The sequence below is a fragment of the Modestobacter marinus genome, assembly GCF_011758655.1.
GTDB lineage: Bacteria > Actinomycetota > Actinomycetes > Mycobacteriales > Geodermatophilaceae > Modestobacter > Modestobacter marinus.
In genome coordinates this window covers 1-22,938 of the sequence record NZ_JAAMPA010000004.1, presented here as the reverse complement: position 1 = coordinate 22,938, position 22,938 = coordinate 1, and the positions used below count along the sequence as shown (strand labels likewise).

Genomic DNA, 22,938 nt, shown 5'->3' with positions numbered 1-22,938 from the left:
CGACCGTCTTCTGCGCAGGTACGATGTCGTACCGCCGTCGTACCGCGGACTCGAGCAGCTGCCGGCCACGATCGGCACCTCGTCCACCCGGGACCGAAGGAGCCGTCGCCCCGGCGGGCTGCTGGGCCACTCAGAGGCCGCCCGGCCACGTGGCGCGCCCGGCAGGGATCGAACCTGCGGTCAAGTGCTTGGAAGGCACCTGCTCTCTCCGCTGTGCTAAGGGCGCTCGCTGCCAGATCATCGCACCGGTGCCGGGGAGCAGATAGCAGTTCGGTGGCAGATCGGCACGCAGCCGCAGACAGCGTTCGAGTACCAAGGCCTCGATCTGGGCGCCCATACCCGCCCCATCCGCGGCGGCGAGCCAGCGGTCGGGTGTCCACCGGCTGGGCGTGCTATCCGCGTCGGTGAAGCGTGCCAACGTTTCACAGCCCGCGACCGCACCGCGAGCCACATCGACGATCGGCTGGAAGACCAGGTACATAGTGTCCGGATGGGTGATCAGCCGGACCAGCTCGTTGACCCAGCTCACCGTCGGCTGCCGGCGTGTACGGTCGGCCGCAGCCGGAGGCACCGACGTACCGCGTGGCGCGGACGGGAGCGTCCCGGTCATGCCCCCGCCATAGGTTGCCGACCGTTTCTACGTGAGCTGCCCTCCTCGTGACCTCATCCGGACGGACAGGGCAGGAAGGTTCGGCATGGTCAGCGCCCCGGCTGGTGGCGCTGCCAGTGGTCCACCGCATTGACGGGCGGCCTACTGCATCAAGCACACCCGTGGCTCGCTAACGCCGCGGTGCGCGGGCGCTCATCCCGGCAGCGCGCAGGCCGCGTTGAGCATCCGCACCGGACCGGCCCTGTGACCTGTGGTGTCTGGTGCACCGGAACGGCAACCTGACTGAGTACATGGGGCGGCCCGTCCTGCTGGAGCCGGGCCAAGGGTGCTATCTCAGACCACTTCCGATGAGCCGCCGTAGCCGAAAGCGAGCAGTAGCCAAGCCGAGGGAAGTATTTGACTGCGATGGCTTCGTCCACCAGAGAACGCACTGACTGCCTTGGGGGACTGCTGCACGAGTAGGTGACATCTGATCTGTGGTGCCGAGAGGTGCCGCTGGAAGGATGTTCACCGTGCCCAAGCCCTACCCCAAGGAGTTCCGCGACGACGTCGTGAACGTCGCCCGCAACCGTGAGCCGGGCCAGCACCTGAAGCAGATCGCTGCCGACTTCGGGATCAGCGAGTCCTGTCTGACGAACTGGATGAAGGCCGCTGACGTCGAAGACGGCGTCAAGCCCGGGACCACGGCGGCGGAGAACGCGGACCTGCGCGAGGCCCGCAAGCGGATCCGGTTGCTCGAGCAGGAGAACGAGGTCCTGCGCCGCGCGGCGGCCTACCTGTCGCAGGCGAATCTGCCGGGAAAATGATCTACCCGCTCGTCCGTGAGCTCGCCGTCGACGGGATCGCCGTGACGGTGACGTGCCGGGTTCTCAAGATCGCCCGCCAGCCCTACTACCGGTGGCTGGCCGACCCGGTCACCACCAGCGACCTCACCCAGGCGCACCGGGCCAATGCGCTGTTCGACGCCCACCGGGACGATCCGGAGTTCGGCTACCGCCTGCTCGTCGACGAGGCCGCCGCGAACGGTCAGCCGATGACTGCCCGGACCGCCTGGGCGATCTGCTCGACCAACGGCTGGTGGAGCGCGTTCGGTAAGCCTCGCCGGGGCAAGGGCGGCCGTCCCGGCCCGCCGGTGCACGACGACCGGGTCAACCGGGTGTTCACCGCCGAGGCGCCCAACGCCGTGTGGTTGACCGACATCACCGAACACCGCACCGCCGAGGGCAAGCTCTACCTGTGCGCGATCAAGGACGTGCACTCCAACCGGATCGTCGGCTACTCCATCGACTCCCGGATGAAGTCCCGGCTCGCGGTCACCGCGCTGGACAACGCCGTCGCCCGGCGCCATGCCGACGGCGCTGACGTGGCCGGCTGCATCGTGCATTCCGACCGCGGATCCCAATTCCGCAGCCGGAAATTCGTGCGCGCCCTCAACCGGCATCAGCTGTCCGGCTCGATGGGCAGAGTCGGCGCGGCCGGCGACAACGCGGCCATGGAATCGTTCTTCGCCCTGCTCCAGAAGAACGTGCTCGACCGCCGCCACTGGCGCACCCAGCAAGAGCTGCGGATCGCGATCGTCACCTGGATCGAACGCACCTACCACCGCCGGCGGCGTCAGGACGCCCTCGGTCGACTCACGCCCATCGAGTACGAGACCATCGTCCCCACACTGGCCGCTCAGGCTGCCTGACCCAACCTGTCACCTGGTCGTGCAGCAGTCCCTGGCGCCGTGCGGAAGCTGTGTGGTTTGCAACAGGGGGTTGCGCGGGCAGGTTCGTCGCCCAGATCCCACCTGCTGCGCGTAGCGGAGTGGATCGCGCCCAGGGGTCGGAGATCACTCGCAAAAAGCGAGGACGGTGCTGGTGTCAGAGGTGGGGTGCAGCACATGGGAGGCCACCGGTCTCCTTCCTGAGCATGAGCGGCGACTACGGCGCCAGACATGAATGACTTCGATGCATCAGATGGCAATCCGGATCCGTGTCCGGGGAGGCAACTGGCTGCTTCTGCGCCTTTGCAGTCCTTAGCCTCTGCCGTAGTCGCGTCGACGGGGGCGATGGTGGTCGTCGTCGATGAAGAGGGGTACATCCTGCTGACCAACACTGCACTGGAGAACTTCACCGGTGAGCGTGCTGATGACCTGAGGGGTCGGCCATTCTGGGAGGTCTACGTGATCCCTGGAGACGTCCTCCCGGCCCGAGCCGCGTTGCAGGCCGCTATGACCGATGGCCGCGGCTTCGCCAGCGAGGCCGACTGGGTCGCCGCTGGTGGAGCGCTACGTCGCGTGGTCATGCAGTGCAGTGTTCTCTTCGGCCACGACAGGAAACCGACTGCGATCGCCTGCGTCGCAGTGGACGTCACTGAAGTGCACCGGCGAAGCACGATCGATGCTCTTACCGGGGCAGGCAATCGCGCGGCTTTGTTCGATGCACTGACCCGACACCTCGCCGAGCCGGCCCTGGGCCAGCGCTGCGCTGATGGACCGCAGACATCTGCAGGCTGCGGCGTGTTGTTCTGCGATATGGACGAATTCAAGGCAGTCAACGACATGCACGGGCACGGTGTCGGCGATGACCTACTCATCGAGATCACCCGTCGTCTGCAGCGGGAGACGAGGCCGGAAGACACCGTCACCCGGCCCGGCGGGGACGAGTTCGTGGTCGTCTGTCCCGGCATGAACGAAGCGTCGCTGGACACATTCGCCAATCGCGTTTTCGCCCGACTTGGGGAGCCGTTCCCGGCACCCCTCGGCCTGTTGCATGTCCACCCCAGCATCGGCACCGCCCTTGCCCACCCGGGCGAACATCCCGACGACGTGCTCGCCCGCGCCGACGCGGCGATGTACCGCATCAAGCACCGCCGCCGCCCGTCGGCCAGCACCGAACGGGCACCGAAGCCTCCCGGCCCGGTCTGATCACCGTCGCTGACCGCACCCTAACCAGCGGACTCAGTGGGTGACCACCGTGGGCTCCGGACAGAGTTCGTGGTTCCGCTGACCCGCACTGAGGAGACCCATACCGAGCTCGCCAACACGGGCGGCCTCCACCAGGGGCCTTCGTCCTCGCGGCGGTCGGTGGGGCTCCCGGACGGGATGACGCACTTTGAGGGTGGCCCCCACACCTCCGCCTTCATCCCACCGTCATGGGAAGCGTTGCAGCGGGGAAGCAAGCCGCACGACCGGAAGATCACCCAGCGGCATCTGCTGGCACAGTGAGCAGCGCGTTAAGAAGGAGCCTCGGTAGCTCCAGTGCCTAGACCTGCCAACCGTCGCCGCGATCGCGCTGAGGTGACGAAAGGACGTCACTCTGAAGATCTAGCGGGAATCGCTTGACACGGTGTTGCGTTTGAAGGAGCTGGCGGCGTCGCAGAAAGCGACCAACCGAGGCGAGAACCAATTCAGGGATCGTGTGCGCGCTGTACACCTCTGACCACCGGGAAGAACGTCGGGAAACACCCAGCCAGCAGAAGGGCAGGCGAAAGGATGGGCGCATGCCCACCACCGCGGTGCTTGGCCCTGAAGTGTCTCGATCCTGAGGCCCCCGCTCCTGGCCGGGCACCCTAGAGCGCACCTGGGCCCGGAACCCGCAGATCGGCCTGGCCCTGCGGGCCGCCATCGCGGCGACGATCGCCTGGGCACTCATCCAGCTGTTGCCCCAGGCCGCCCAGGAGTACCCCTACTACGCGCCGTTCGGCGCGGTGATCGCCATCTCCACCACGCTCGCCGGGTCGGCCCGGACCACCGCGCAGTCGGTCTCCGCCATCGCGATCGGCGCAGTGGTGGCCCTGGCCGTCGACGCGCTGCCCGTGCCGACCGTGGCCAGGATCGGCGTCGTGGTGACCGCCGGGATGCTCCTCGCCGGCTGGCACCGGCTGGGGAGCTCCGGCAGCTGGGTGCCCACCTCGGCGCTCTTCGTGCTGATCATCGGCGGCGGCGACCCGGTGGACTACGTGCTGGGCTTCGCCGGGCTCACGTTCGCCGGCGCGCTGATCGGGACCGCCGTCCTCGCCGTCTTCCCGCCGCTGCCGCTGGCACCTTCGCAGACCGAGCTCGGCCGGTTGCGCGATCTGCTGGCCGCCCAGTTGGCGGACCTGGCGGAGGGCCTGCAGCAGGAACACCCGCCCACCGAGGACGAGTGGCGCGAGCGCATCCACACCATCGACCCCGTGCTGGCCCGGATGCGCGCGGCGGTGCAGCAGACCGACGAGGCCCGCCGGGGCAACCTCCGGGCCCGCCGGCACCAGCAGGACGCCGACCGGCAGTACGCCCAGGCCCGGGCGCTCGAGCGCCTCACCCTGATGGTGGAGGACCTCACCCAGCTGATCGCCGAGACCGAGACCGCCGACCTCTCCCACGTGGCCCTCGGCCCGGCGCTGCGGCCGTCCGCGGTCTCGGCACTGGCCGGCCTGGCCGACGTGCTGCGCTCGGTGGAGGGGCCGGCCGCTGAGCCGGACACCACCCGCGCCGCCTACGACGAGCTGCACGTCCTCGAGACACAGCTGCGGCGGGCCCGGCAGAGCACCGACGACGACCTGTTCGCTGCCAGCAGCATCGCGCTGGCGATCCGGCGCTGCCTGGCCGCGGTCGTGCCCGAGGAGCTGGCCGAGGAGGACATGGTGGACTGAGGACCGCAGGCGTTTTCTCCCCCGCCCACTGTCGGTAGCCAGACCCACCAGTTCGATGAACCCGCGGGGCGACCGCTCACAAATGGCACGTCCGACGACGGGCACCGATCCAGCCTTGCTACGGGCGCCCATGTCGATCCGCGTAGCGTTAACCGCGTGGCGAAGGGAGCGCAGTCTGTGACTGTCGGGATCGTGGTCGGACAGGATGACTGGAGTCTCAGGCCGGACAGCCAGCGACTGGCGCGCGAGCGCGCTTACGAGGCCTTGCACCGCGCGGTCGGCCGGCTGGGCGTCGTCATGGCCGGGGCGATCACCGAGCAGGTGATGGACAACCAGAGACGCGGAGTGCAACTTGTCCTCACCGTCCCGACCCACGAAGTCGACGCAGGCGGTTCGGCTGAGACGGCAAAGGCGCTGGCTACCTGACTGCGCGGCTCCACACGCCGTCACTCAACCAATGAGACTTGACCTTCGGTTGTGAACCGCAAGCGCACCGGCCCTGGTCTTCCCAGTCACGGCACCGGCCAAGCTGTACCGATCCACCCGCTACGGTCAGCGACCTCTTGATTGGCGGGCAGGGCGCTTCACACGTCCAGGCTGGGGACGCGCGGCATAACTCGCGGGCTGGCAGCACCTTGGTAAGGACCGCCCGCCCTGGCAGTCCACGGTTCGCTTCGCCTACGCTTCGAACCGGACTATATGGGGGTCAGACGCGCCTACCTGCAACACTCCTTGCCCAGGAAGGCTCATGCCTGCATCGTCACCGAACTCTGATCATCGTGGCACTGCCGCGCTCGAGTCAACGTGGGACTGGCGGGATGAGGCGCTGTGCGCCGAGACCGACCCTGAGGCGTTCTTCCCCGAGAAGGGCGGCTCGACCCGGGAAGCCAAGGAGCTCTGCATCGAGTGCGCGGTGCAGCACCAGTGTCTGACTTACGCCCTGGCTCACGATGAGCGTTTCGGAGTATGGGGCGGGCTCTCGGAACGGGAACGCCGCCGCTTAGCCTTTCGCACCGCGCAACCTGGGTGAAGCCGGACGACGTGGGGCCTGGTGACCGGACCCGGGCCAGCATCGTCCCAGGTTCAACCACCGCTGGGCGCCAACGTGCCGCTCAACACCGCGTTGGCACATTGCTGCCCCTTTCAGCGGCACATCGGGCTACCGACAACTCCGGAGACGTAGGCCTGTCAGGGCGCGGACGAGGCCAACATCTCCACCGGACGATCACGAAGTGGGGGTTGTAGCGACTGCACCAGCGCCTGCAGGTTGAGGTCAGGGATCAGCCTGGCCTCCGAGCCAATCTGCACCAGCGGTGCGCTCTGCAGCAGCCTCGTCAGGCTCGTCGCCGACGCAGGCGGCCGATCCTGGTCGGTCCAGGTGAGTGACTCGATGGCGCGCAGCCGGTCGATGGCGAAGGCGACGACCTGTTGGTCGACGGACACCAAGAGCAGGCAGCTGGCGGTGCTGATCGGCAGTGGTTCCCGTCCGAGGACCCGCGCCAGGGACACCACGGGAATGGCGGCCTGCCGGTGCACCATGACACCGAGCAACCCCGGCATAGAGCCCGACGTCGGGGTCAGGGTGTCCGGCACCGACAGGATTTCCACCACCTGCTCCAGCGGGGTGGCCACGTCAGCGCCTGCGCTGTACACGACATACGGGAGCCCTGCCCCAGACGACGTCCCGGGTCTGTGGAGATCGGCGGTCGTCGGCGTCTCCGCCCCGTCGATCACCGTGTTCATCGAGGCCAGCCCGATGAGGTCTCGGTGACTAGAGAGCACCTTCTCATCCAGCACCAGACACGGCCCGACTCGTGCCACGTCGACCATCGCAGACAGCAACCCGTCGCCGGAGGTCGCCGCCCCGGGCAGCCGGAGTACATCGGTGTCGGTAACTTCGACCAGGTCAAGCAGCGATGTCAAAGCCAACACGACATAACCCTGCCCCAGGTTCAATACGAGCCCTGCGCCGATCTGGTCGGCTGTCAGCCGACCGAGGCCCAGCAGCACCAGGGGATCAACAATCGGCACCTCCCGCCCGGCGAACTCCACGACGCCCAGACACAGGTCGCCCTCAAACACGGAAGGGCGGATGTTGGGTGGTGGCAACGTGGTGTGGACCGAGCCCGCGTCCAACGCGAGCCGATGGAGGCCGCACTCCAGGAGGGTGAACCTGCGTTCGGCACCGGAACGGTGCAGGACTCCCCCGGCCGCGTCGGCACTGCTCGACGACCCGTCCCGAGTGACATCGAGGACGGTCGGCGCGCCGGTGACGCGCAGCACCGCTGCCGCGTCCAGCACGCTGACCACGGCGTCAGTCTCGGGCAGCCGGAAGGTGTGTGAGAACAACAGGTCCTGCCCACCGGCGGTCATCGGCAGCAGCCGGTCCGAACCCAGACTGGTAACCCCACGCACCTCGTCAGCCAGCACGCCGAGCACCTGGTCGGCGTAGGAAACAACGACGATCACCTGGCCGGGTCGACGCTCACTCGCCCGGCCGATGCGCGGCGCCAGGTCGACCACCGGAAGCACCAGGTGGCGCAGGTGCATAGCGCCCAGCAGGCCGATGGCCTGGGCGGGCAGCGGAGCAAGCACCTCAGGGCAGGAAATGACCTCACGCAGCACGGACAGCGGCAGTGCCACGTCTGTGCCGGCCAGCCGGAGCAAGCCATAGACGTCCTCGTTCACGGACTCGGTGGCACTGCCCGGCGATGAGGTCATCGCGAGCTCACATCGACGGTGGCCAGCTCGCTGATGAGCGCGTCCACCTCCTTCGATGCGGCCTCCTGCACCCGGGTCGAGTCCGAGATCGTCTGGATGGCCTCCGTGGTGCGCGCCACGCTGCCGGCGATGCGTTCGAAGGCGTTCTCTGCGCGCTTGGACACCTCGGCGCCTTGGTCTACCCGTTCGGCGGACTCCTCGATCAGCTTGCCGATCTCCTGGGCGGCCTCGAACGACCGCTCGGCCAGCTTGCGCACCTCGCCGGCGACGATGGAGAACCCGATGCCGTGCTCGCCGGCCCGAGCGGCCTCGATCGAGGCGTTGAAGGCCAACAAGTTCGTCTGGTTGGCGATCTCACCCATCACCCGAACGATGTCGGAGATCGACGTCGATGAGCGTTGGATGAGTGCGATGGCCTCCAGGGAGGCACGCAGCGCTTCCACTCCCTGCTCGGCGTTGCCCTGGGTTTCCTTCGCCAGGTCGGTGGCGGTCCGGGAGCTCTTTGAGATGTTGTCGATGGACGATGCCAGGTTGCCTACCGTCGTCGACATGTCCCGGGCGCCCTGAGCAACCTTTTTCTCCTTCTCCACTTGCTCGGTGATGTCAAAGGCGTACTTGACCACCTTGAACGGCCGCCCGGCGAGGTCCAACACGGGCGTGTACGTGGCCTGAATGTAGACGTCTCGCCCGTAGTTGCCCCTGCGGTGGAAGCGGCCGGCCACGCTGTTGCCCTTGCCCAGCCGCAGCCAGAAGTCCCGGTACTCAGCCGACTGTTTGTAGTCATCGGAGCAGAACCGGCTGTGGTGTTGGCCCACGATCTCCCGCAGCGAGTACCCCATGGTGCGCAGGAAGTTCTCATTCGCGGTCAGCACGTAGCCGTCCAGGTCAAACTCGATGACGGCTTGCGAGGCATCGACGGCATTGATCCGCGCCTCGATCTCGGCATTGCGCAGTTTGGCGGCGGAGACGTCGCTGGCGAACTTGATGACCTTGAACGGCTTGCCGTCCGCGTCGAAGATCGGGTTGTAGGTGGCCTGCAGCCAGATCTCCTCGCCGCCCCGCTTCACCCGCTTGTACTCGCCGCTCTCGAACTCACCCGTCGCCAGCCGGCCCCAGAAGTCTGCGTACTCCTGGGACTGGGCGACCTCAGGGGCGGTGAACATCCGGTGATGCTTGCCCTTGATCTCGGCCAGGCGGTACCCCATCGCTTCGCAGAAGTTGTCGTTCGCGGCGATGATGATCCCGTCGAGGGTGAACTCGATGACCGCCTGCGCCCGGTCCATGGCCGCAACCTTGCCCAGGTACTCGGCAGTTGCCTGCTTGGCCGCGGTGACGTCGCTGGCGAACTTGACGACTTTGTGGGGCTTGCCGTCGGCACCGAGGATGGGACTGTAGATGGCTTGAAGCCACACGTCCTTGCCGTCCTTGGCGATACGCCGGAACTCACCGGCCTGGAACTCGCCGGCTGCCAGCGACTCCCAGAACTGGGCGTAGGCCGGAGAGGTGACGTAGTCAGGCTCGCAGAACATCCGGTGGTGCTTGCCGATCATCTCCGCGGCCGCGTAGCCCATGGTGTCGCAGAAGAGCTGGTTGACCTGCTGGATGCGCCCGCCGAGGTCGAACTCGATGACCGCCTGCGCCCGGTCGATGGCGGCGACCTTGCCCTCGTAATCAAGGGTCCGCACCTTGTCCGCCGTGATGTCCGAGGCGAACTTGATCACTCTGACCACGGTGCCGGCATCATCGAACACAGGGTTGTAGGTGGCCTGAAGCCATAGCACGCTGCCGTCCTTACGGATGCGCTTGTACTCCCCACCCTCGAACGCTCCGGCGCCCAGCCGCTGCCAGAACTGCACGTACTCTTCGGTCTGGGCGTATTCCGGATCACAGAAGACTCGATGGTGCTTGCCGACGATCTCGGCGGGGTCGTAGCCGACGGCCGCGCTGAAGTTCTGGTTGACCCGGACGATAGTTCCATCAGGGGAAAACTCGATGGTCGCAAGCGACCGGTCGATCGCCTGGAACACGCCCTCGTCGGCGGTTGCGGATGTTGCCTTCAAGGCGGACGGCGCAGGCACAGGAGACCTCCGGATAGGCGGGATGCTCCTCCACCCATCGGCAGGGAAACGGAACCATGCGACCTCGTTGAAGCTGTTGATCTCAGTCGACCCGGGAACACCGTCGGCATCCGCCACTAGCCGAGGCCGGTAGGGGCTACGAGTCGGGCGCGGAGTGTGGCGGGGCGGTGTGTCGCCCGTGACGGCCGAGAACAGAACGGCCATGGCCATGGCCAGTTCATCTCTCGCAGACTCCCGCGCGTTCCGCTTGACCGCCGAGGCTGTGGCTGCGGTTTCCCTCGTCGCCTGCCGGGGAGGGTGGAAGCACCGGGCCGAGGCGACTGCCATCGCAGCCCCCCGGGATCTGCAGGAACTGGAGTAAAGCCCGTCCGAGGAGAGCGCCTGAATGTACGCGGGGAAGACCGGCTTGGCCAACTGGGCCCGAACTCGACGCTGACTACGCCACCTGCGCGGCCGGGTAGTGCCAGTTGCCGGTCGACTCGTCTGCTCCCGCAGAGCTGCATCGGCTGACACCGCCAGCGTCACCTACGGCTACCACCCGGCTGCCAACGAGCTCGTCGACGCCGACCGCACGATTCAGCGGACGCCGATTCTCCGGCCGGCGGGATCACCGTCAAACGGCAAGGACTACGAACTCTTGCCGTTCCACGTGCACACACCCAACGAGCGCACCGATCTCTCGAGGCCGACCTTGTGCATCCGAACATCGCGGAAGAGCTTGCCCCGAGTCGCCCACCGACAGGAGCGTCGTCCATGTCCACAGGGGTGAGTTCGCGGTCCTTGCGACGTGCCGCAACCAGCATGCGTGCTGATTCCCCTGAACCGACGACCCGCGCCGCCGCAATCATCCTCGCGGTCTTGCTCGGGCTAGTGCGAGGCTGGCTCGAGCGGTCGACCGTGCCCGTCGGGACCTCGGTGCTATAGGGGGTCAGCCCAGCGCGCGGTGGTTGGCGCAACGCCAAAGAGGGGGCCGTGCACGTCACCGGCCCACCCTCTTCGACCACCAGCCGTGCCAATCGCAGTCGCTGGCGAAGAGTCAGGGGCGTCTTAGCGTGGATTACGAGGATCTGTTGGACCGGTGGGCGGTTGCGGTGGTAGCTCCACACTTCGTCAAGAGATCCTCCTCACCCAGTCAGTCGCTCACCGCTCACCTCAAGCGGAATCGCATACCAACATTGCCGGTTGGTACCGTCTAAACGGTGAACCGCCGGACGGCGTCCTGCAGCTCGTCACTCATCCGGGCCAGGTCCGCGGCCGAGCGCTGCGCCTCCGCGACGCCCTCGTTGGTCTGCTGGGTGCCCGCGGCGAGACCGGAGATCGCGGTGGCGATGCTGCGCGAGCTGCCCGCCGCCTCGGCCACGTTCCGGTTCATCTCGTTGGTCGTGGCGGTCTGCTCCTCCACCGCCGCGGCGATGGTGGCCTGGAAGTCGTTGATCTGACCGATGACGTTGCTGATCTCCCTGATCGCGTCCACCGCACCTGCGGTGTCGGCCTGGATGGCCTCCACCCGCTGGGAGATGTCCTCGGTGGCCCGGGCGGTCTCCTGGGCCAGCTCCTTCACCTCACTGGCCACCACCGCGAAGCCCTTGCCCGCCTCACCGGCGCGGGCGGCTTCGATCGTGGCGTTCAGCGCCAGCAGGTTGGTCTGCTCGGCGATGCCGTTGATCAGCTTCACCACCGTGGCGATCTCCTGCGAGGAGTCACCCAGCTTGCCGACGGTCCGGGTGGTGTTCTCCGCGACGTTCACCGCCTGCCCGGCCACCCGCGACGCCTCGCTGGCGTTCCGGCTGATCTCCCGGATCGCCGCCTCCATCTGCTGGGAGCCGGTGGCGACGGTGTCGACGCTGGCGGCGACCTCCCCGGCAGAGGCGACGACGATGCCGGCCTGACCGGTCGCCGTACGCGAACTGTCAGCCATCCCGGCGGCCCCGGCGTTCAGGGCCTGTGCGGCGACCGCGAGTCGACCTGCCGAGTCGCCCACCAACGTCAGCACTCCGGCGAGCGAGTCGAGGGTTTGGTCCAACGGGTCGGCCAGTCCGAGCTCGGCACCGCCAGTGTCTCGCACCCGCACGCTCAGGTCGCCGCTGGCCACCTGGTCGAGCACCTCACGGATCCGTCCCACCGGCTGGAGTACTCCCCGGATGATGGCCCACCCGATGAGTGCGGTCATGAGCGCGGCAACGGCACAGACCAGCACCATGGTTAGCAGGAAGGTCGAGGCGATGCTGCGTGCATCGGCGGTCAGCCCGCCGTTCATTTCCTCCTCCATGTCGATGAGAACGTTGATCGCAGCGAGCCAGTCGACGAAGAGGGGCTTCGCCTGCTGCACGAGCACCTGATAGGCGCCCTCGATGTCCCCGGACTGACGGAGGCTGATGACCTGCTCGATCAGCGGCATGGTCACGGACTCGATGCGCTTGATCTCCGCCAGCGCCGCCACCTCATCGGCGTTCACGTTCGTCGGGTCTTCGAACACCCCGTCCATCGGGACCGCTGAGTCCGCGTAGTTCGCCGCCAGTTCGTTGATCGTGTCGACCTCCGTCTGGACGTCGGCTGTCGTCCGTGAGAGGACGACGTCACGCAGTGCGATCGCACGGTCGTGCACGCTTCCACGGAAGTTGATGGCGTAGCGCTGTTTCACGCTGTTCTGGTCGTTAATGGTCGTCAAAGCCGCATCGATCTGCTGTACCCGCCAGATGCCGACGCCGGTCAACCCCACCATGGCCAGGACGATAACGAGGAATCCTAAGGCGATGCGGTGGCCGATGGAAAAGGTCTTCATGGTCCTGCTTGGCTCCTTGCTCGGAGCGCCGACGGTGTGACGGCTGCTAGGGAGAGGTTCGGTAGGACGCGACCTAATCTCAAGTCTGAAGGGCGATCAGGAACCACAACGGCCGCCGGCATCCCGATCAGCCGCCGGTCGACAGCTCCTGAGCGAGTGCCGTCACGAGCTCTCGCGCCCGCAGCGCAACTAGGAGCTGGTCACTGGAGCCGACGACACCGAGCATCCGCTCTATCTGCCTACGCTGCTCTTGGTCTTCGACAGGCCAGTCGAACGGCTGGGCCTGCTTGGCGATCGCGGTGGCCACCTCGAGGAGAAACGAGGCGTCGATGTACCCGGTGGCCTGCATCCAGGCCAGCACCTGCCGTCGCGTCTCATCGTCACTGTTTCCCATCTCCACCGAGGTCACCACGATCGAGGCAACACCCTTGACCGCTACTGGCCGCTGTTCATCGCTCACGCGCGTCCCCTTATAGCCGCTAGGTCGTCAGACCCGGAACACGATGGATGTCGCTTTCTGGTCCATCTCCACGTCGTCCGGTTGCTGGAGTTCCACGGGGTCGCTGTCGCTCGACTCGACGAAAGCGTGAGCGTGAGCCATCGCGTTGACGCCTTCTCCCATCAGCAGGCAGCCCACCCCCTACCCACAGTTGCAGGGCCAACGCCCGCTCGTGCTGCTCAACCCGGCCCGGCGAGGGAAGACGACGCCTGGGGTCGTTTTCAATGCAGCACACGAGCTCGGGCGCGAGGCCCTCAGCCGCCGTGCGGGCCACGGCCTACCCTCACTGGCTCCACCGCTACAACCATCAGTGCGGCCGCACTGCCCTCGGCGGTCAACCTCGCGTCACCCGCGTCACCAACCCCTCGGTTCAGTACAGCTAGGCGCCGTCATCGGTCACCGAGTCCACCCCAGCGCACGGAGGCGCCCTTGGCGGCGTACATGCGCTCGTCGGCGGCGTGCAGCAGGTCGGCGAAGTCGTCGCCGTCGGCGGGGCTGGTGCTCACCCCGACGCTGGCGCCGACGGACGCGCGGTGCTCACCGAGCACGACGGGCTCGGCGACGGCCGCCGCCAATTCGTCGGCCACGTGGGCCGCCTCGTCGGCCGCAGTCGCCAGGTCCAGCCCCGGCAACACAACGAGGAATTCGTCGCCGCCCAGGCGCGCGAGCAAGTCACCGCGCCGCAGCCGCTGCCGTAGCCGTCCAGCCATGGCGACGAGGACGTCGTCGCCAGCAGCGTGCCCGAGGCGGTCGTTGACCACCTTGAAGCCGTTGAGGTCCACGAAAAGCAGCGCCAGCGCCGTCTCCGCCAGGCGGGTGTCCAACAGCATGGCCTCGACCTGCTCCTCGAGGCGCCGGCGGTTGGGCAGGCCGGTCAGTGGGTCGGTGAAGGCCAGCTGCTCGATGCGGGCGAGGTAGCTGCGGGTGCGGTCGCGTTCCTCCACCAGGGCCCGTTCGGCCTCCACGCGGGCGGTCACGTCGTTCTGCACGCCGATGTACTGGACGACGATGCCGCTCTCGTCGGTCACAGGTGCCAGATAGATCTCGTTCCACCACGGCGTGCGCTCCGGGCCGCGGACGTTGAGCAGCGTCTCGCGTGCCTCCACGCCCCGAGCGATGGCGTCGCGGATGCGGGCGACAGCGGCCAGGTCGGTGTCGGGGGTCTGTAGGAACCGACAGTTGCGGCCGAGCACATCCTCGAGCCGGTAGCCGGACAGCTGCTCGAAGGCGGCGTTGACGAAGATCAGCGGGTAGTCGGGCTGCCGCATATCAGCGATCGTGACCCCGCTTGTCGTCGCGGATAACGCTCGGTGCAGCAGGTCCTCGGCCGTGGTCCTGGTCGGCGAGGTTGAGGGCACTGGACTGGTTATCGGGGAGCTCGCCGCCGCCGACGTCCGGGGCGCGGCGCCCTCGATCCGGGGGATGACGCGGGACAGCAGGGCGCAGGCCGCGCGGGTGACGGTCTCCCGCTCGTAGGTCAGGGCGAATTCGAAGGCCCGCTCCAGGTCCGGGCCGCTGTCGCCAAGATCGCGGGCAAGCAGGGCGGCGCTGAAGTGCGGCGCGAGGATGACCAGGTCCCACTCGCCGCGCACCGGATCCGAGGGGGCCAGCGTGGCGCCGCGGACGCCGGGCACGGGCTCGACCGGCAGATCCTCGCCGAGAGCGCAGACGAACCCCGTCCGCGCGACCAGGTCGCGGTAGCGGGCGGCGGTCGCCGGCGTGAAGTGCCGCGCCTCCTGAAAGGTGGCCGCGATGACCGCCGTCTCCCCCAGGCGCATGCCCTCGCGCTCAAGCTGCTTGGACAGCTCGATGAGCAGCGCCTTTGGAGAGCGGCGCAGCGGGGTTCCCTCGGGAAGGGCGGCGAAGGGGGAAGCACTCGCGTCGCCGAGGACCTCAGTCGGCAGCGGGAGCGCCAACGCGCCCACCGGATAGGCCGCGACTTGCCCCGGCGCGGGGCGGCCGAACAGCCAGCCCTGGCCGAGGGTCGCCCCGAGTGCCTTCGCATTGCGTAGGTGCGCCTCGGTTTCAATGCCCTCGGCGAGCACGCGTGCCCCGCTGCGCTCGGCGTAGGCGTTGACCGCGTTCATGACTTCTGCGATCGCCGGACCGGGACCGTTCTGCACCAGCCGCAGGTCGAGTTTGACCACGTCCGGTCTCAACAAGGACATGAACGCCAGTGACATGGAGTCCGCGCCGACGTCGTCCAGCGCGACGCCCCAACCCAGCTCCCGTACCCGCTCCACTGTCCGCAGCAGCTCCGCCGGGCGAGCAGCTAGCGCCCGCTCGGTGATCTCCATGACCACGCGCAGTTCGCTGGGCGCGTCGGCCGCTATGACGAGCAGGTCGTCCAACGGCGCGCAGTCGAGAACCTCCGGCTCGACATTAACGAAGACGGTCAGCGGGGCGAGCAGGCCCTGCTCGACCGCGCCGCGGAACGCTGCACTGCGGCACGCTGTGTCGAGCTCGGCCAGCCGGCCGCCCGCCCGCGCGGCGGCGAACATCAGGTCCGGCCGCGCCAGTGGGCCGTCCTCGGGGCCGCGGGCGAGGGCCTCGTAGGCCACCACCTGCCTGCTGTCGAGGTCGATGATCGGTTGGAAGACGCTGCGGACGGCGCCGGTCGCCAGGATCTCGTCGATGCCGCCGTACGTGGCGCTCTGCGTGTCACTCACCCCGACGACATCGGTCGACAGGCAGAGGAGCATACGCGGACGCCCGGACGCTGTCCCCCTGTCGAGGGAGCCATCTCGGTTTGCGTAGGTCCCATGGAACGACCGCCCTTCGTACTGCCGGGAACGGATTCGTCGTTCTGCGCGCGAGTTCGGCGGCAACCTTTCAGCGATGCGTCGCCCTCTCCGCGGAACACCGGACGAACCACCTTGCGGTGCACAATGAGTCGCTGCCGGCGTCCGTAAGCCTGCGCCCCTTCACGACCGGGTCGGTCGAATTCGCGGGAGGCCGCCGCATGGAGCGGACGTCAAGTCCGTTGGAGGGCACCACGGACTCCGGCGTCAGCGCGGTCCACAGCCCCCTGGGTGAAGTCCGTGGCGCGGCCGCAGCTGCACGACAGCTGCTCGGCGCGGAAGAACGCGTGGCCGCCGCGCGCCGGATAGAGGCCGACGAGCGACTGCTCGCGACGCTCACCGGCTTCGTCACGGCAGCCTGCCGGTTGCTCGGCGCGCCCTCGGGGCAGGTGTCCCTGCTGTCGGACGTCCAGTACGTGGCCGGCGGCGCCGGAGCCGCGACCGCGGCCGTGGGCACCAGCGGGCCGCTCACCGACTCGCTGTGCACGCTGACCGCCGCAGACCGCCGCACGCTCGCGCTGACCGACGCGCGATCGGATGTCCGCGCCGCCACCCTCGCTCCCGTACGCAGCGGGATGGTGCGCGGCTATCTCGGCGTGCCCTTGGTAGACCAACGGGGGGACGTCATCGGCTCGCTGTGCGCCTTCGACGACAAACCACGGATGTGGTCCGACGACGACGCGGCGATGCTGCAGGTCGTCGGACGGGCCGTAGCGACGGAACTGGCCATGTCGGCCCTCATCCTGGAGCAGGAGTCCGAGCGCCTGCGCTGGACACTGTCGGTCGACGCCGGTGAGGTGGGGAGCTTCGATCTCGACCTCGTCGGCGGCCGGCTGGTCTGGGATGCGAGGCTGCGGGAACTGTTCGGCTACGCCGACGAGGAGTTCGACGAGACGCTCGCGGCGTTCCATGCTCGGCTCCATCCCGACGATGTGGACCGGGTAGACCAAGCGATGGCAGCGGCGATGGCCGACTGCGGGAATTTCGAGTCCGAGTACCGCATCCTGCTGCCCGGTGGCCGGACCCGGTGGGTGCAGGCCAGGGGCAAGGTGCTGTGCGACGAAGCCGGTGACGCCGCGCGCCTGCTCGGGGCGGCATACGACACGACCGAGCTGCATGGCAGTCACTACCGGACGGCGCGGATGCTGGAGGCGATGCCTGCGGGCTTCCTCTCCCTGGACATGAACTGGCGGTTCACCGTCCTCAACGCCGCTGCCGAGAGGCTGGACACCAGCGCCGCCAACTGCTGGGACGGACCATCTGGGAGGCATTCCCGGAAACTGTCGGCAACGAGTTCGAGAACGCCTACCGGACCGCGGTCGAGACCCAGTCCCCGCAGACGCTGGAGGCCTTCTATCCCGCGCCGCTGAACACCTGGTATGAGGTCTTGTGCTGGCCCACTCCGGATGGGTTGTCCCTGTATTTCGCCGACATCAACGACCGCAAGGTGGCCGCCGGGAAGGCCGCGCAATTGTCGTCGCGGCTGGCTCTGCTGGCCGAGGTGAACGCGCGGCTGCTGGAGGCGGTCGACGTCCGCGCGGCAATCGAGGAAGTCCCCGGAATGCTGGTCCCGCTGCTCGCCGACGGCTGCGTCATCACGTTGCTCCAAGCGGACGGCAGACCGCGCGCCGTCGCCGCCTGGCACGCTGACCCAGACCAGCGGGCGGCCTTGGACGCCCACACCGCCGTCCCCCTCGAGGTGATGCCGGCCGCGTCACCGGTCGCCCGGGTGCTGGCGACCGGTGTGGCGCTGCGTACCAGCGTCGACGAGGTGCACGATATGCTCCCGGTCGAGGACACGCGGAATCTGCTGCACTCTCTTGACGCGACGAACGGGCTGGTCCTCCCGATTGCCGGTCGGGACCGCGTCCTCGGCGCGCTGTCTCTATTCACCGGGACGGGCCGCTCACCGAGCGCTGATGATGAGGCGACGGCGGCCGACATCGCCTCTCGGATGGGCGTCGCCCTGGACAGCGCTCGACTCGCTCGGGCCCAGGCGCAGATCGCGGAGGGCTTTCAACGGAACCTACTGACTGCCCCGCCGGAGCCCGACCACGCCCACATCGTGGTCCGCTACGTCCCGGCCGGAGAATCTGCTCGGGTGGGCGGGGACTGGTACGACGCCTTCTTGCAGCGTGACGGTGCGACGGTGCTCGTGATCGGTGACGTCGTCGGCCATGACGTCGAGGCCGCGGCTTCGATGGCCGAGCTGCGCAGCCTGCTGCGCGGCATCGCCGCCTCTTCCGGCGGCAGCCCAGCCGAGGTACTGACAAGCCTGGACACCTGCTTGGAGCTGCTCCAAGTCGGCACAATGGCCACAGCGGCCGTGGCCAGGCTCGAACAGACCCCAGAGCAGCGTGCGGCCGGACTGACGCGCCTGAGCTGGTCCAACGCCGGACATCCGCCACCACTGGTCCTGCACCCCGGCGGGGAGTTGACCTTTCTCGCGGCCCAGCGAGCGGACCTCCTGCTCGGAGTGCTTCCCGGAACACGCCGTACGGAGCACGAGGTCACGCTGGAACGGGACACCACCGTCCTGCTCTACACCGACGGTCTGATCGAGCGCCGCACCAGCGACCTCGACGAGGGCCTCGACCGCCTGCGTTCGGCAGTCGGTGAGCTGGGCGGCCTGCCGCTGGACGAGCTGTGCGACGGAATCATCGACCGACTGGTCGACGGACGCCCCGACGACGATGTCGCCCTGGTTGCCGTCCGCCTTCACCGCCAAGACCGCCCACGACCGCCGGAGGCCGGTCCGCGGCACCTGCCGACGGCGGTCAATCGCGCATGACCGGAGGCACTTCCCCTCCGGCCGCGCCCAGCCGTGGGCTCGGCGGTGGCGTACGGGGCCGGACGTCGACCTGCCCGCCGCACACGCCGAGGACGTGACCGCTCACCGCGGAGCGGTCCTAGGCAGCCACTCACAAGTCACGGCCAGAGCGCGGTCGTGGTCGCACGCACGGCATACGGGAACTGACATGGACGCGCCGGGGCTGGATCGAGACCCCTCCGCCAGATGCATCCGCACCGTTCCTCTACGGCGCCGTGACCTAAGGCGGCGCGACATCACGGTTTTCCCGGGACGTCTTTACAGCGAACTGCTCCGGCGAGCCCTGCCCACTCAGGCGGACGAAACGACATCGAGCGGTTGCTGCCGGCCTTCGAGGAGCTGACCTCCAACGGCCTCCGCCACGGCGCGCCCCCCGTGTCCGTCAGCGTGGCGCAAGGCAGCAGCGGTTGGCTGATCAACCGGACCACGGTTTGGGAGCGGTCGACCCGCTGCGCCATTTACCGTAGTGACTGACCATCGACATAGGCGGTGACCACGGTCAGCTGGCCAGCGGCTGCGAGCTCCGGGTGCTGCGGGGAGGATCCATGCTTACCTGCTTCGGGCGACCTCTCACCCAGGCCAGGCCGGCGGCCAGACCGGTATAGCTGTCCAACTGAGCCCGCAATGCGCAGCGCCCGTCGACGCCGGTCTCCGGACAGCCGGTACACAGCCGGATTGCCGGTGCGGCGGCCACCGCGGCCTCCTTGACCGTGGTCGCCCGCTCGTGAGCCGCTTCGCGTTGGCTCCACCAATGACCGAGGCTGCCACACCGGGCCAGGCCGTCGTAGATCATCTCACGGTGGACCTGGCGTGCCCGGAAGATCTTGGAGATCGGCCGCATGGTGGGGGCCTCCGGGACGGGTCGATTCTCGCCAGCGTCGGTCACTGGGCCACCTCAGCTGTGCGCCGACGGATCAGCCGAATGACGGCGCTGCCCAGCGCCGCGAGCAGGCTCAGCAGGAGTGCCCCCAGCAGCAGCAGGCGAGGCAGGTCCAGCCCGGCGCCGTCGCTGGCGGGGACGACCACCAGCGGGTCGCGCGCGGCGGCGAGCAGGACCTGGTGGTCGACCAGCCAGCCCACCAACGACGTCCAGGCGAACACGAGGACGGTCGGGCCGATCAGCATGCCGGCAAACAGCAAGACCATCAGGTCGTCGGGATCGGTGCCGCTGCCGGGCCGGGCCGTTTGGGCGCTCATGGGTGTCACTCCTGCAGCTCGATGGGACGTCGGACGGTGAAGCTGTGGTCGGTCGGGACGGACAAAACGCCGCGGTCGTCGTCGTCGCTGCGCCAGGACAGCGCCAAGTAGCCCTCGTCCTCGAGGTCCTCGGTCGGGTCCTCGTCCAGCACGCCCCAGGTCCTCTCGTCCTCGTCGACGAGGACGAGGTCGCCTGCGGACAGAAAGTGGGCAGCCATCGAGGTGGGGAACCGGTAGCCCTCGAAGGGGTCGTAGCCGGCTTCCTCCTCCGTCTGCGGCAGAGCGGGGCGGGTCGCGCTGTCGGCCGCGGCGGCGCCGGCGTGGGCCAGCCGCAGCTGCGGCCGTGGGCGCGTCGATCCTTCGGTGAGGTCGGAGAGGCCGAAGACGGTCATCGGGGAGGCCAGCGTGCGGCCGTCGACGTGGTCACCCAAGCAGGACCCGACCGGATCGAGGTCCGGGCGGTCAGTGGCACGCACCCACTTGGCGGTGGCGTAGTCGTTGTAGGTGGGCTCGTCGATCTCGCTGGTGTCGATATCCAGCTCACCGCGGGGCGGGACGATCAGCAACCGGTCATGAACCACGCAGTCCGGGCGCAGCTGGTTCAGCAGCCGCGCCTCGTCACTGCCCGGGATCGCCTTGCGCGGGTCAGGCGTGCGGTAGGTCTGGACCTCGACGGCGCGGTTGTCGTCGTTGATCGTGGTCGCCCGACCGCGGCAGCCCCGGGGGATCGACGTCCCGGTCGTCGGTGACTCCCACATCATCATCGCGCCTTGCGGAGAGAGCCGGCCCATGGAGACGCGCATGCGGAAGTTGTCGCGCATGTCCCCGCCGAAGTACTCCGCGTCGGGGCGCTGGGTGCCGAAGACCAGGTGCACTCGCGACGTGCGGCCCTTGCGGGCCAGCGAGCCGGCTTCGACGAGTACCAGCGGCTTGGCGGGGTCGCCCTTGACCTTGATCCCGGCGTACCAGGACATCAGGTTGGCGCGGAAGTCCGCCCACTCGTCGAGGAAGACCAACAGCGGCTCGAAGTCGGACTCCCGGGCCTGGCCGGAGGTGATGAGCTCGTAGCGGCGCTCCATCACCTCCCAGGCGCGGTGGATGATCGCCACCTGCTGCTCGATGCTGGTTCCGACGATCTGCACGTTGGGCCAGCTTTGGAAGCCCAGGAACTCGATGGACTTGCCGTCGACCACCCACACCGGCCAGCCGTAGCCGGTGACCTGGGTCAGGATCGTGTGTGCGGTGACGGTCTTTCCGGTGCCGGGTGAGCCCACGAGCATGAGGTTGGGATCCACCGCCGGCCGCCAGACCATCACCTCGCCGTCCTCGTCGACGCCGTAGGGGATGGCCAGGGAGTCATAGGTCTCCAGCACCGCCTCCGCGTCGGGGCGGGCGGTGACCGGCAGCCAGATGCTGGCCGGGAAGCTGGGCCGCAGCTCGAAGCGGAAGCCGTCGTTCTCCATGTCCCAGTGGGCGCGCCACCGCCCGGGCAGCATCGTGGACAAGACCCGCTCGATGCGGGCCCGGTAGCCGGAGGCGGCGATCTTGGCGCCGGCCTGGTGGTGACCTTCGATCAGCGCGAGCTCGCCGTCGACGAACTCGGTACGGGTGATGGAGGCCGTGGGGCCGATGAGCTCGCTGATGGTCCGCTCGGCGCGCACCTGAACCGCCGGCGCGCTGTCCTCCTCCTCCACGGGGCCAGCCAGCTGCAGGCGCAACCAGCAGCGCTGGTGGTCGACCAAGTCGATCCGGTAGCGCTCGAGCAGGAGCCTGGTCGTGGTGGTGAGGATGTCGTGCTGCCACTGCGGGTCCACGTCATCCAGCCCCGGGGCGTAGCGCAGCACGACCTGGGTGGGGACGCCTGGCCACCCGCGGCTCCAGCGCGTCAGCTTCACCGCTCGCCGGTCCAGGCTGCGCAGGCCCAGACGCGGGGCCACCGCCTGAAGGAGTCGGTCGGCGAGCTGGCGCCGCATCTGCTTGCGCTTGCCGTGCGCGCCGATGAGGACCGCGATCGGCACCGAGGCGATGAGCGCGATCCAGCCGGCGGTGAGGTGGCCCAGGAGCTGACCGGCCGCCAAGACCGCGATGCCGATCGCCACGCACAGGACTGCATTGCGCAGCCACGGCGTCGTCGGGGTGGCCAGAGCCATCGCCGGTGCTGCAGAGCCGTTGATGCGCTGGCCCGATGGCCGGCGCGCGGTGATGGGCCGGGCCATCTTCCCTCCCCCTGCTGCGAGTCTGTGACACCGAGGGAAGGTCGCTGCGGGGTGCGCGGTGTGACAGGCAGTGGCAGGCACGGTGCGGGACGGTGCGGGACGGTGCGCGCGCGGTGGCGCGGCCGCTGCCCAGGAGGTGGCGGCGGTGCTGTTGGCGCCGTGTCGCTGCGGTGCCGCGGCGCTGGCGGAGATGCGTCCGAGCACTGGCTGAGGTGGTGGCACCACGGTGGCGGGCAGGAGTGCGCCACCTGGTGGTCCGGTAAGGGTCAGCCTTGCCCGAACTGACTGCTTGACGCTCTCCCTAAAATCGGCCTCGGGCACTGGTTCTCGGAGAGGTTCTGACCGAGGCCGATTTCTGGGGACCGTAGCTCCGACTCTTCTTGAGCCCTCGCCGGACACACCGTCCGGCTCCCCGCCGGCCCGTCGTCGGGGCCGCAGTCGGCGCGGCATCATCACGCCGCCGGACGGCCGGCGCATCGGTGGATGCTGGTCACGGCCAGCTGAGGACCTCCGGCGGGGCAAAGCCATCCAGGGGCACCAGCCCACCGGTCGTGGCGGTGACCTGACCGGTAGCGAGGTCGACA

General features: G+C 68.4%; 15 protein-coding genes, 1 tRNA gene and 1 pseudogene. 7 read left to right on the top strand and 10 right to left on the bottom strand.

From position 1 onward, the window contains the following. Positions 1-150: 150 nt before the first annotated feature. Positions 151-226 (bottom strand) — tRNA-Gly (locus tag FB380_RS23460). Between the two features lie 63 nt (positions 227-289). Further along, a pseudogene (locus FB380_RS25720) lies at positions 290-610 on the bottom strand (EAL domain-containing protein); the annotation flags it as partial. A 512-nt stretch (positions 611-1,122) separates the two neighbouring features. Between FB380_RS25720 and FB380_RS23450 the strand changes: the two are divergent. The 5 genes from FB380_RS23450 (at position 1,123) to FB380_RS23430 (ending at position 6,260) form a co-directional block, all read left to right on the top strand. After that, positions 1,123-2,300 (top strand): IS3 family transposase gene (locus FB380_RS23450; protein WP_249523877.1). Its coding sequence is split into 2 segments (ribosomal slippage): positions 1,123-1,407 and positions 1,410-2,300, totalling 1,176 coding nucleotides; the frame shifts between segments, so codons are not numbered across the junction. A gap of 249 nt (positions 2,301-2,549) precedes the next feature. Further along, positions 2,550-3,521: a GGDEF domain-containing protein gene (locus FB380_RS23445; RefSeq protein ID WP_166757784.1), complete on the top strand. Its 972-nt coding sequence runs from the start codon at positions 2,550-2,552 to the stop codon at positions 3,519-3,521. 734 nt (positions 3,522-4,255) lie between these two features. Continuing rightward, positions 4,256-5,230, top strand: a complete 975-nt coding sequence (locus tag FB380_RS23440; protein ID WP_166757783.1) for an FUSC family protein — start codon at positions 4,256-4,258, stop codon at positions 5,228-5,230. Positions 5,231-5,386: 156 nt separating this feature from the next. Next, positions 5,387-5,656, top strand: coding sequence for a hypothetical protein (locus FB380_RS23435; RefSeq protein WP_166757782.1), 270 nt, complete (start codon positions 5,387-5,389; stop codon positions 5,654-5,656). Positions 5,657-5,978: 322 nt separating this feature from the next. Further along, on the top strand, positions 5,979-6,260 hold the full coding sequence (locus tag FB380_RS23430) for a WhiB family transcriptional regulator (RefSeq protein WP_166757781.1): 282 nt from the start codon (positions 5,979-5,981) through the stop codon (positions 6,258-6,260). Positions 6,261-6,418: 158 nt separating this feature from the next. On the opposite strand, the gene FB380_RS23425 is transcribed toward FB380_RS23430, so the two are convergent. The 5 genes from FB380_RS23425 to FB380_RS23405 all read right to left on the bottom strand — a co-directional run bounded on the left by FB380_RS23425 (position 6,419) and on the right by FB380_RS23405 (position 15,979). Beyond that, positions 6,419-7,918, bottom strand: coding sequence for a chemotaxis protein CheW (locus tag FB380_RS23425; RefSeq protein WP_229682364.1), 1,500 nt, complete (start codon positions 7,916-7,918; stop codon positions 6,419-6,421). Between the two features lie 29 nt (positions 7,919-7,947). After that, positions 7,948-9,978: a methyl-accepting chemotaxis protein gene (locus FB380_RS25715; RefSeq protein ID WP_308423061.1), complete on the bottom strand. Its 2,031-nt coding sequence runs from the start codon at positions 9,976-9,978 to the stop codon at positions 7,948-7,950. 1,243 nt (positions 9,979-11,221) lie between these two features. Further along, complete coding sequence (locus FB380_RS23415) at positions 11,222-12,811, bottom strand: methyl-accepting chemotaxis protein (protein WP_166757779.1); 1,590 nt, start codon at positions 12,809-12,811, stop codon at positions 11,222-11,224. A gap of 127 nt (positions 12,812-12,938) precedes the next feature. Beyond that, positions 12,939-13,271 carry a hypothetical protein gene (locus FB380_RS23410; protein WP_166757778.1) on the bottom strand — a complete coding sequence of 111 codons (333 nt, stop codon included), beginning with the start codon at positions 13,269-13,271 and terminating at the stop codon, positions 12,939-12,941. Positions 13,272-13,699: 428 nt separating this feature from the next. After that, on the bottom strand, positions 13,700-15,979 hold the full coding sequence (locus FB380_RS23405; protein WP_229682365.1) for a diguanylate cyclase domain-containing protein: 2,280 nt from the start codon (positions 15,977-15,979) through the stop codon (positions 13,700-13,702). Positions 15,980-16,398: 419 nt separating this feature from the next. On the opposite strand from FB380_RS23405, the gene FB380_RS25095 reads away from it, so the two are divergent. Both FB380_RS25095 and FB380_RS25085 read left to right on the top strand, forming a co-directional pair. Continuing rightward, positions 16,399-17,481 carry a GAF domain-containing protein gene (locus FB380_RS25095; protein ID WP_229682366.1) on the top strand — a complete coding sequence of 361 codons (1,083 nt, stop codon included), beginning with the start codon at positions 16,399-16,401 and terminating at the stop codon, positions 17,479-17,481. Then, a complete protein-coding gene (locus FB380_RS25085) occupies positions 17,370-18,902 on the top strand; it encodes a PP2C family protein-serine/threonine phosphatase (protein ID WP_229682368.1) in 1,533 nt (510 codons plus the stop codon). Before FB380_RS25095 ends, FB380_RS25085 begins: the two co-directional genes overlap by 112 nt. A gap of 538 nt (positions 18,903-19,440) precedes the next feature. Here the strand turns inward: FB380_RS25085 and FB380_RS23395 are convergent. From FB380_RS23395 to FB380_RS23385, 3 genes are read right to left on the bottom strand one after another with little or no spacing between them, the layout of a single operon-like run. After that, positions 19,441-19,827 (bottom strand): hypothetical protein, encoded by a 387-nt coding sequence (locus FB380_RS23395; RefSeq protein WP_166757776.1) that lies wholly within the window; start codon positions 19,825-19,827, stop codon positions 19,441-19,443. Next, positions 19,824-20,138, bottom strand: coding sequence for a hypothetical protein (locus tag FB380_RS23390; RefSeq protein WP_166757775.1), 315 nt, complete (start codon positions 20,136-20,138; stop codon positions 19,824-19,826). Before FB380_RS23390 ends, FB380_RS23395 begins: the two co-directional genes overlap by 4 nt. Positions 20,139-20,143: 5 nt before the next feature. Beyond that, the gene (locus tag FB380_RS23385; protein ID WP_166757774.1) at positions 20,144-22,354 is read right to left on the bottom strand and encodes an FtsK/SpoIIIE domain-containing protein; all 2,211 of its coding nucleotides are present in this window, start codon (positions 22,352-22,354) and stop codon (positions 20,144-20,146) included. Between the last annotated feature and the right edge of the window lie 584 nt (positions 22,355-22,938).

Bases quoted from the DNA above. Each gene is read 5' to 3' on its own strand.
- FB380_RS23430 (WP_166757781.1), top strand. From the start codon at position 5,979: ATGCCTGCATCGTCACCGAACTCTGATCATCGTGGCACTGCCGCGCTC.
- FB380_RS23445 (WP_166757784.1), top strand. From the start codon at position 2,550: ATGAATGACTTCGATGCATCAGATGGCAATCCGGATCCGTGTCCGGGG.
- FB380_RS23415 (WP_166757779.1), bottom strand. From the start codon at position 12,811: ATGAAGACCTTTTCCATCGGCCACCGCATCGCCTTAGGATTCCTCGTT.
- FB380_RS23385 (WP_166757774.1), bottom strand. From the start codon at position 22,354: ATGGCCCGGCCCATCACCGCGCGCCGGCCATCGGGCCAGCGCATCAAC.
- FB380_RS23390 (WP_166757775.1), bottom strand. From the start codon at position 20,138: ATGAGCGCCCAAACGGCCCGGCCCGGCAGCGGCACCGATCCCGACGAC.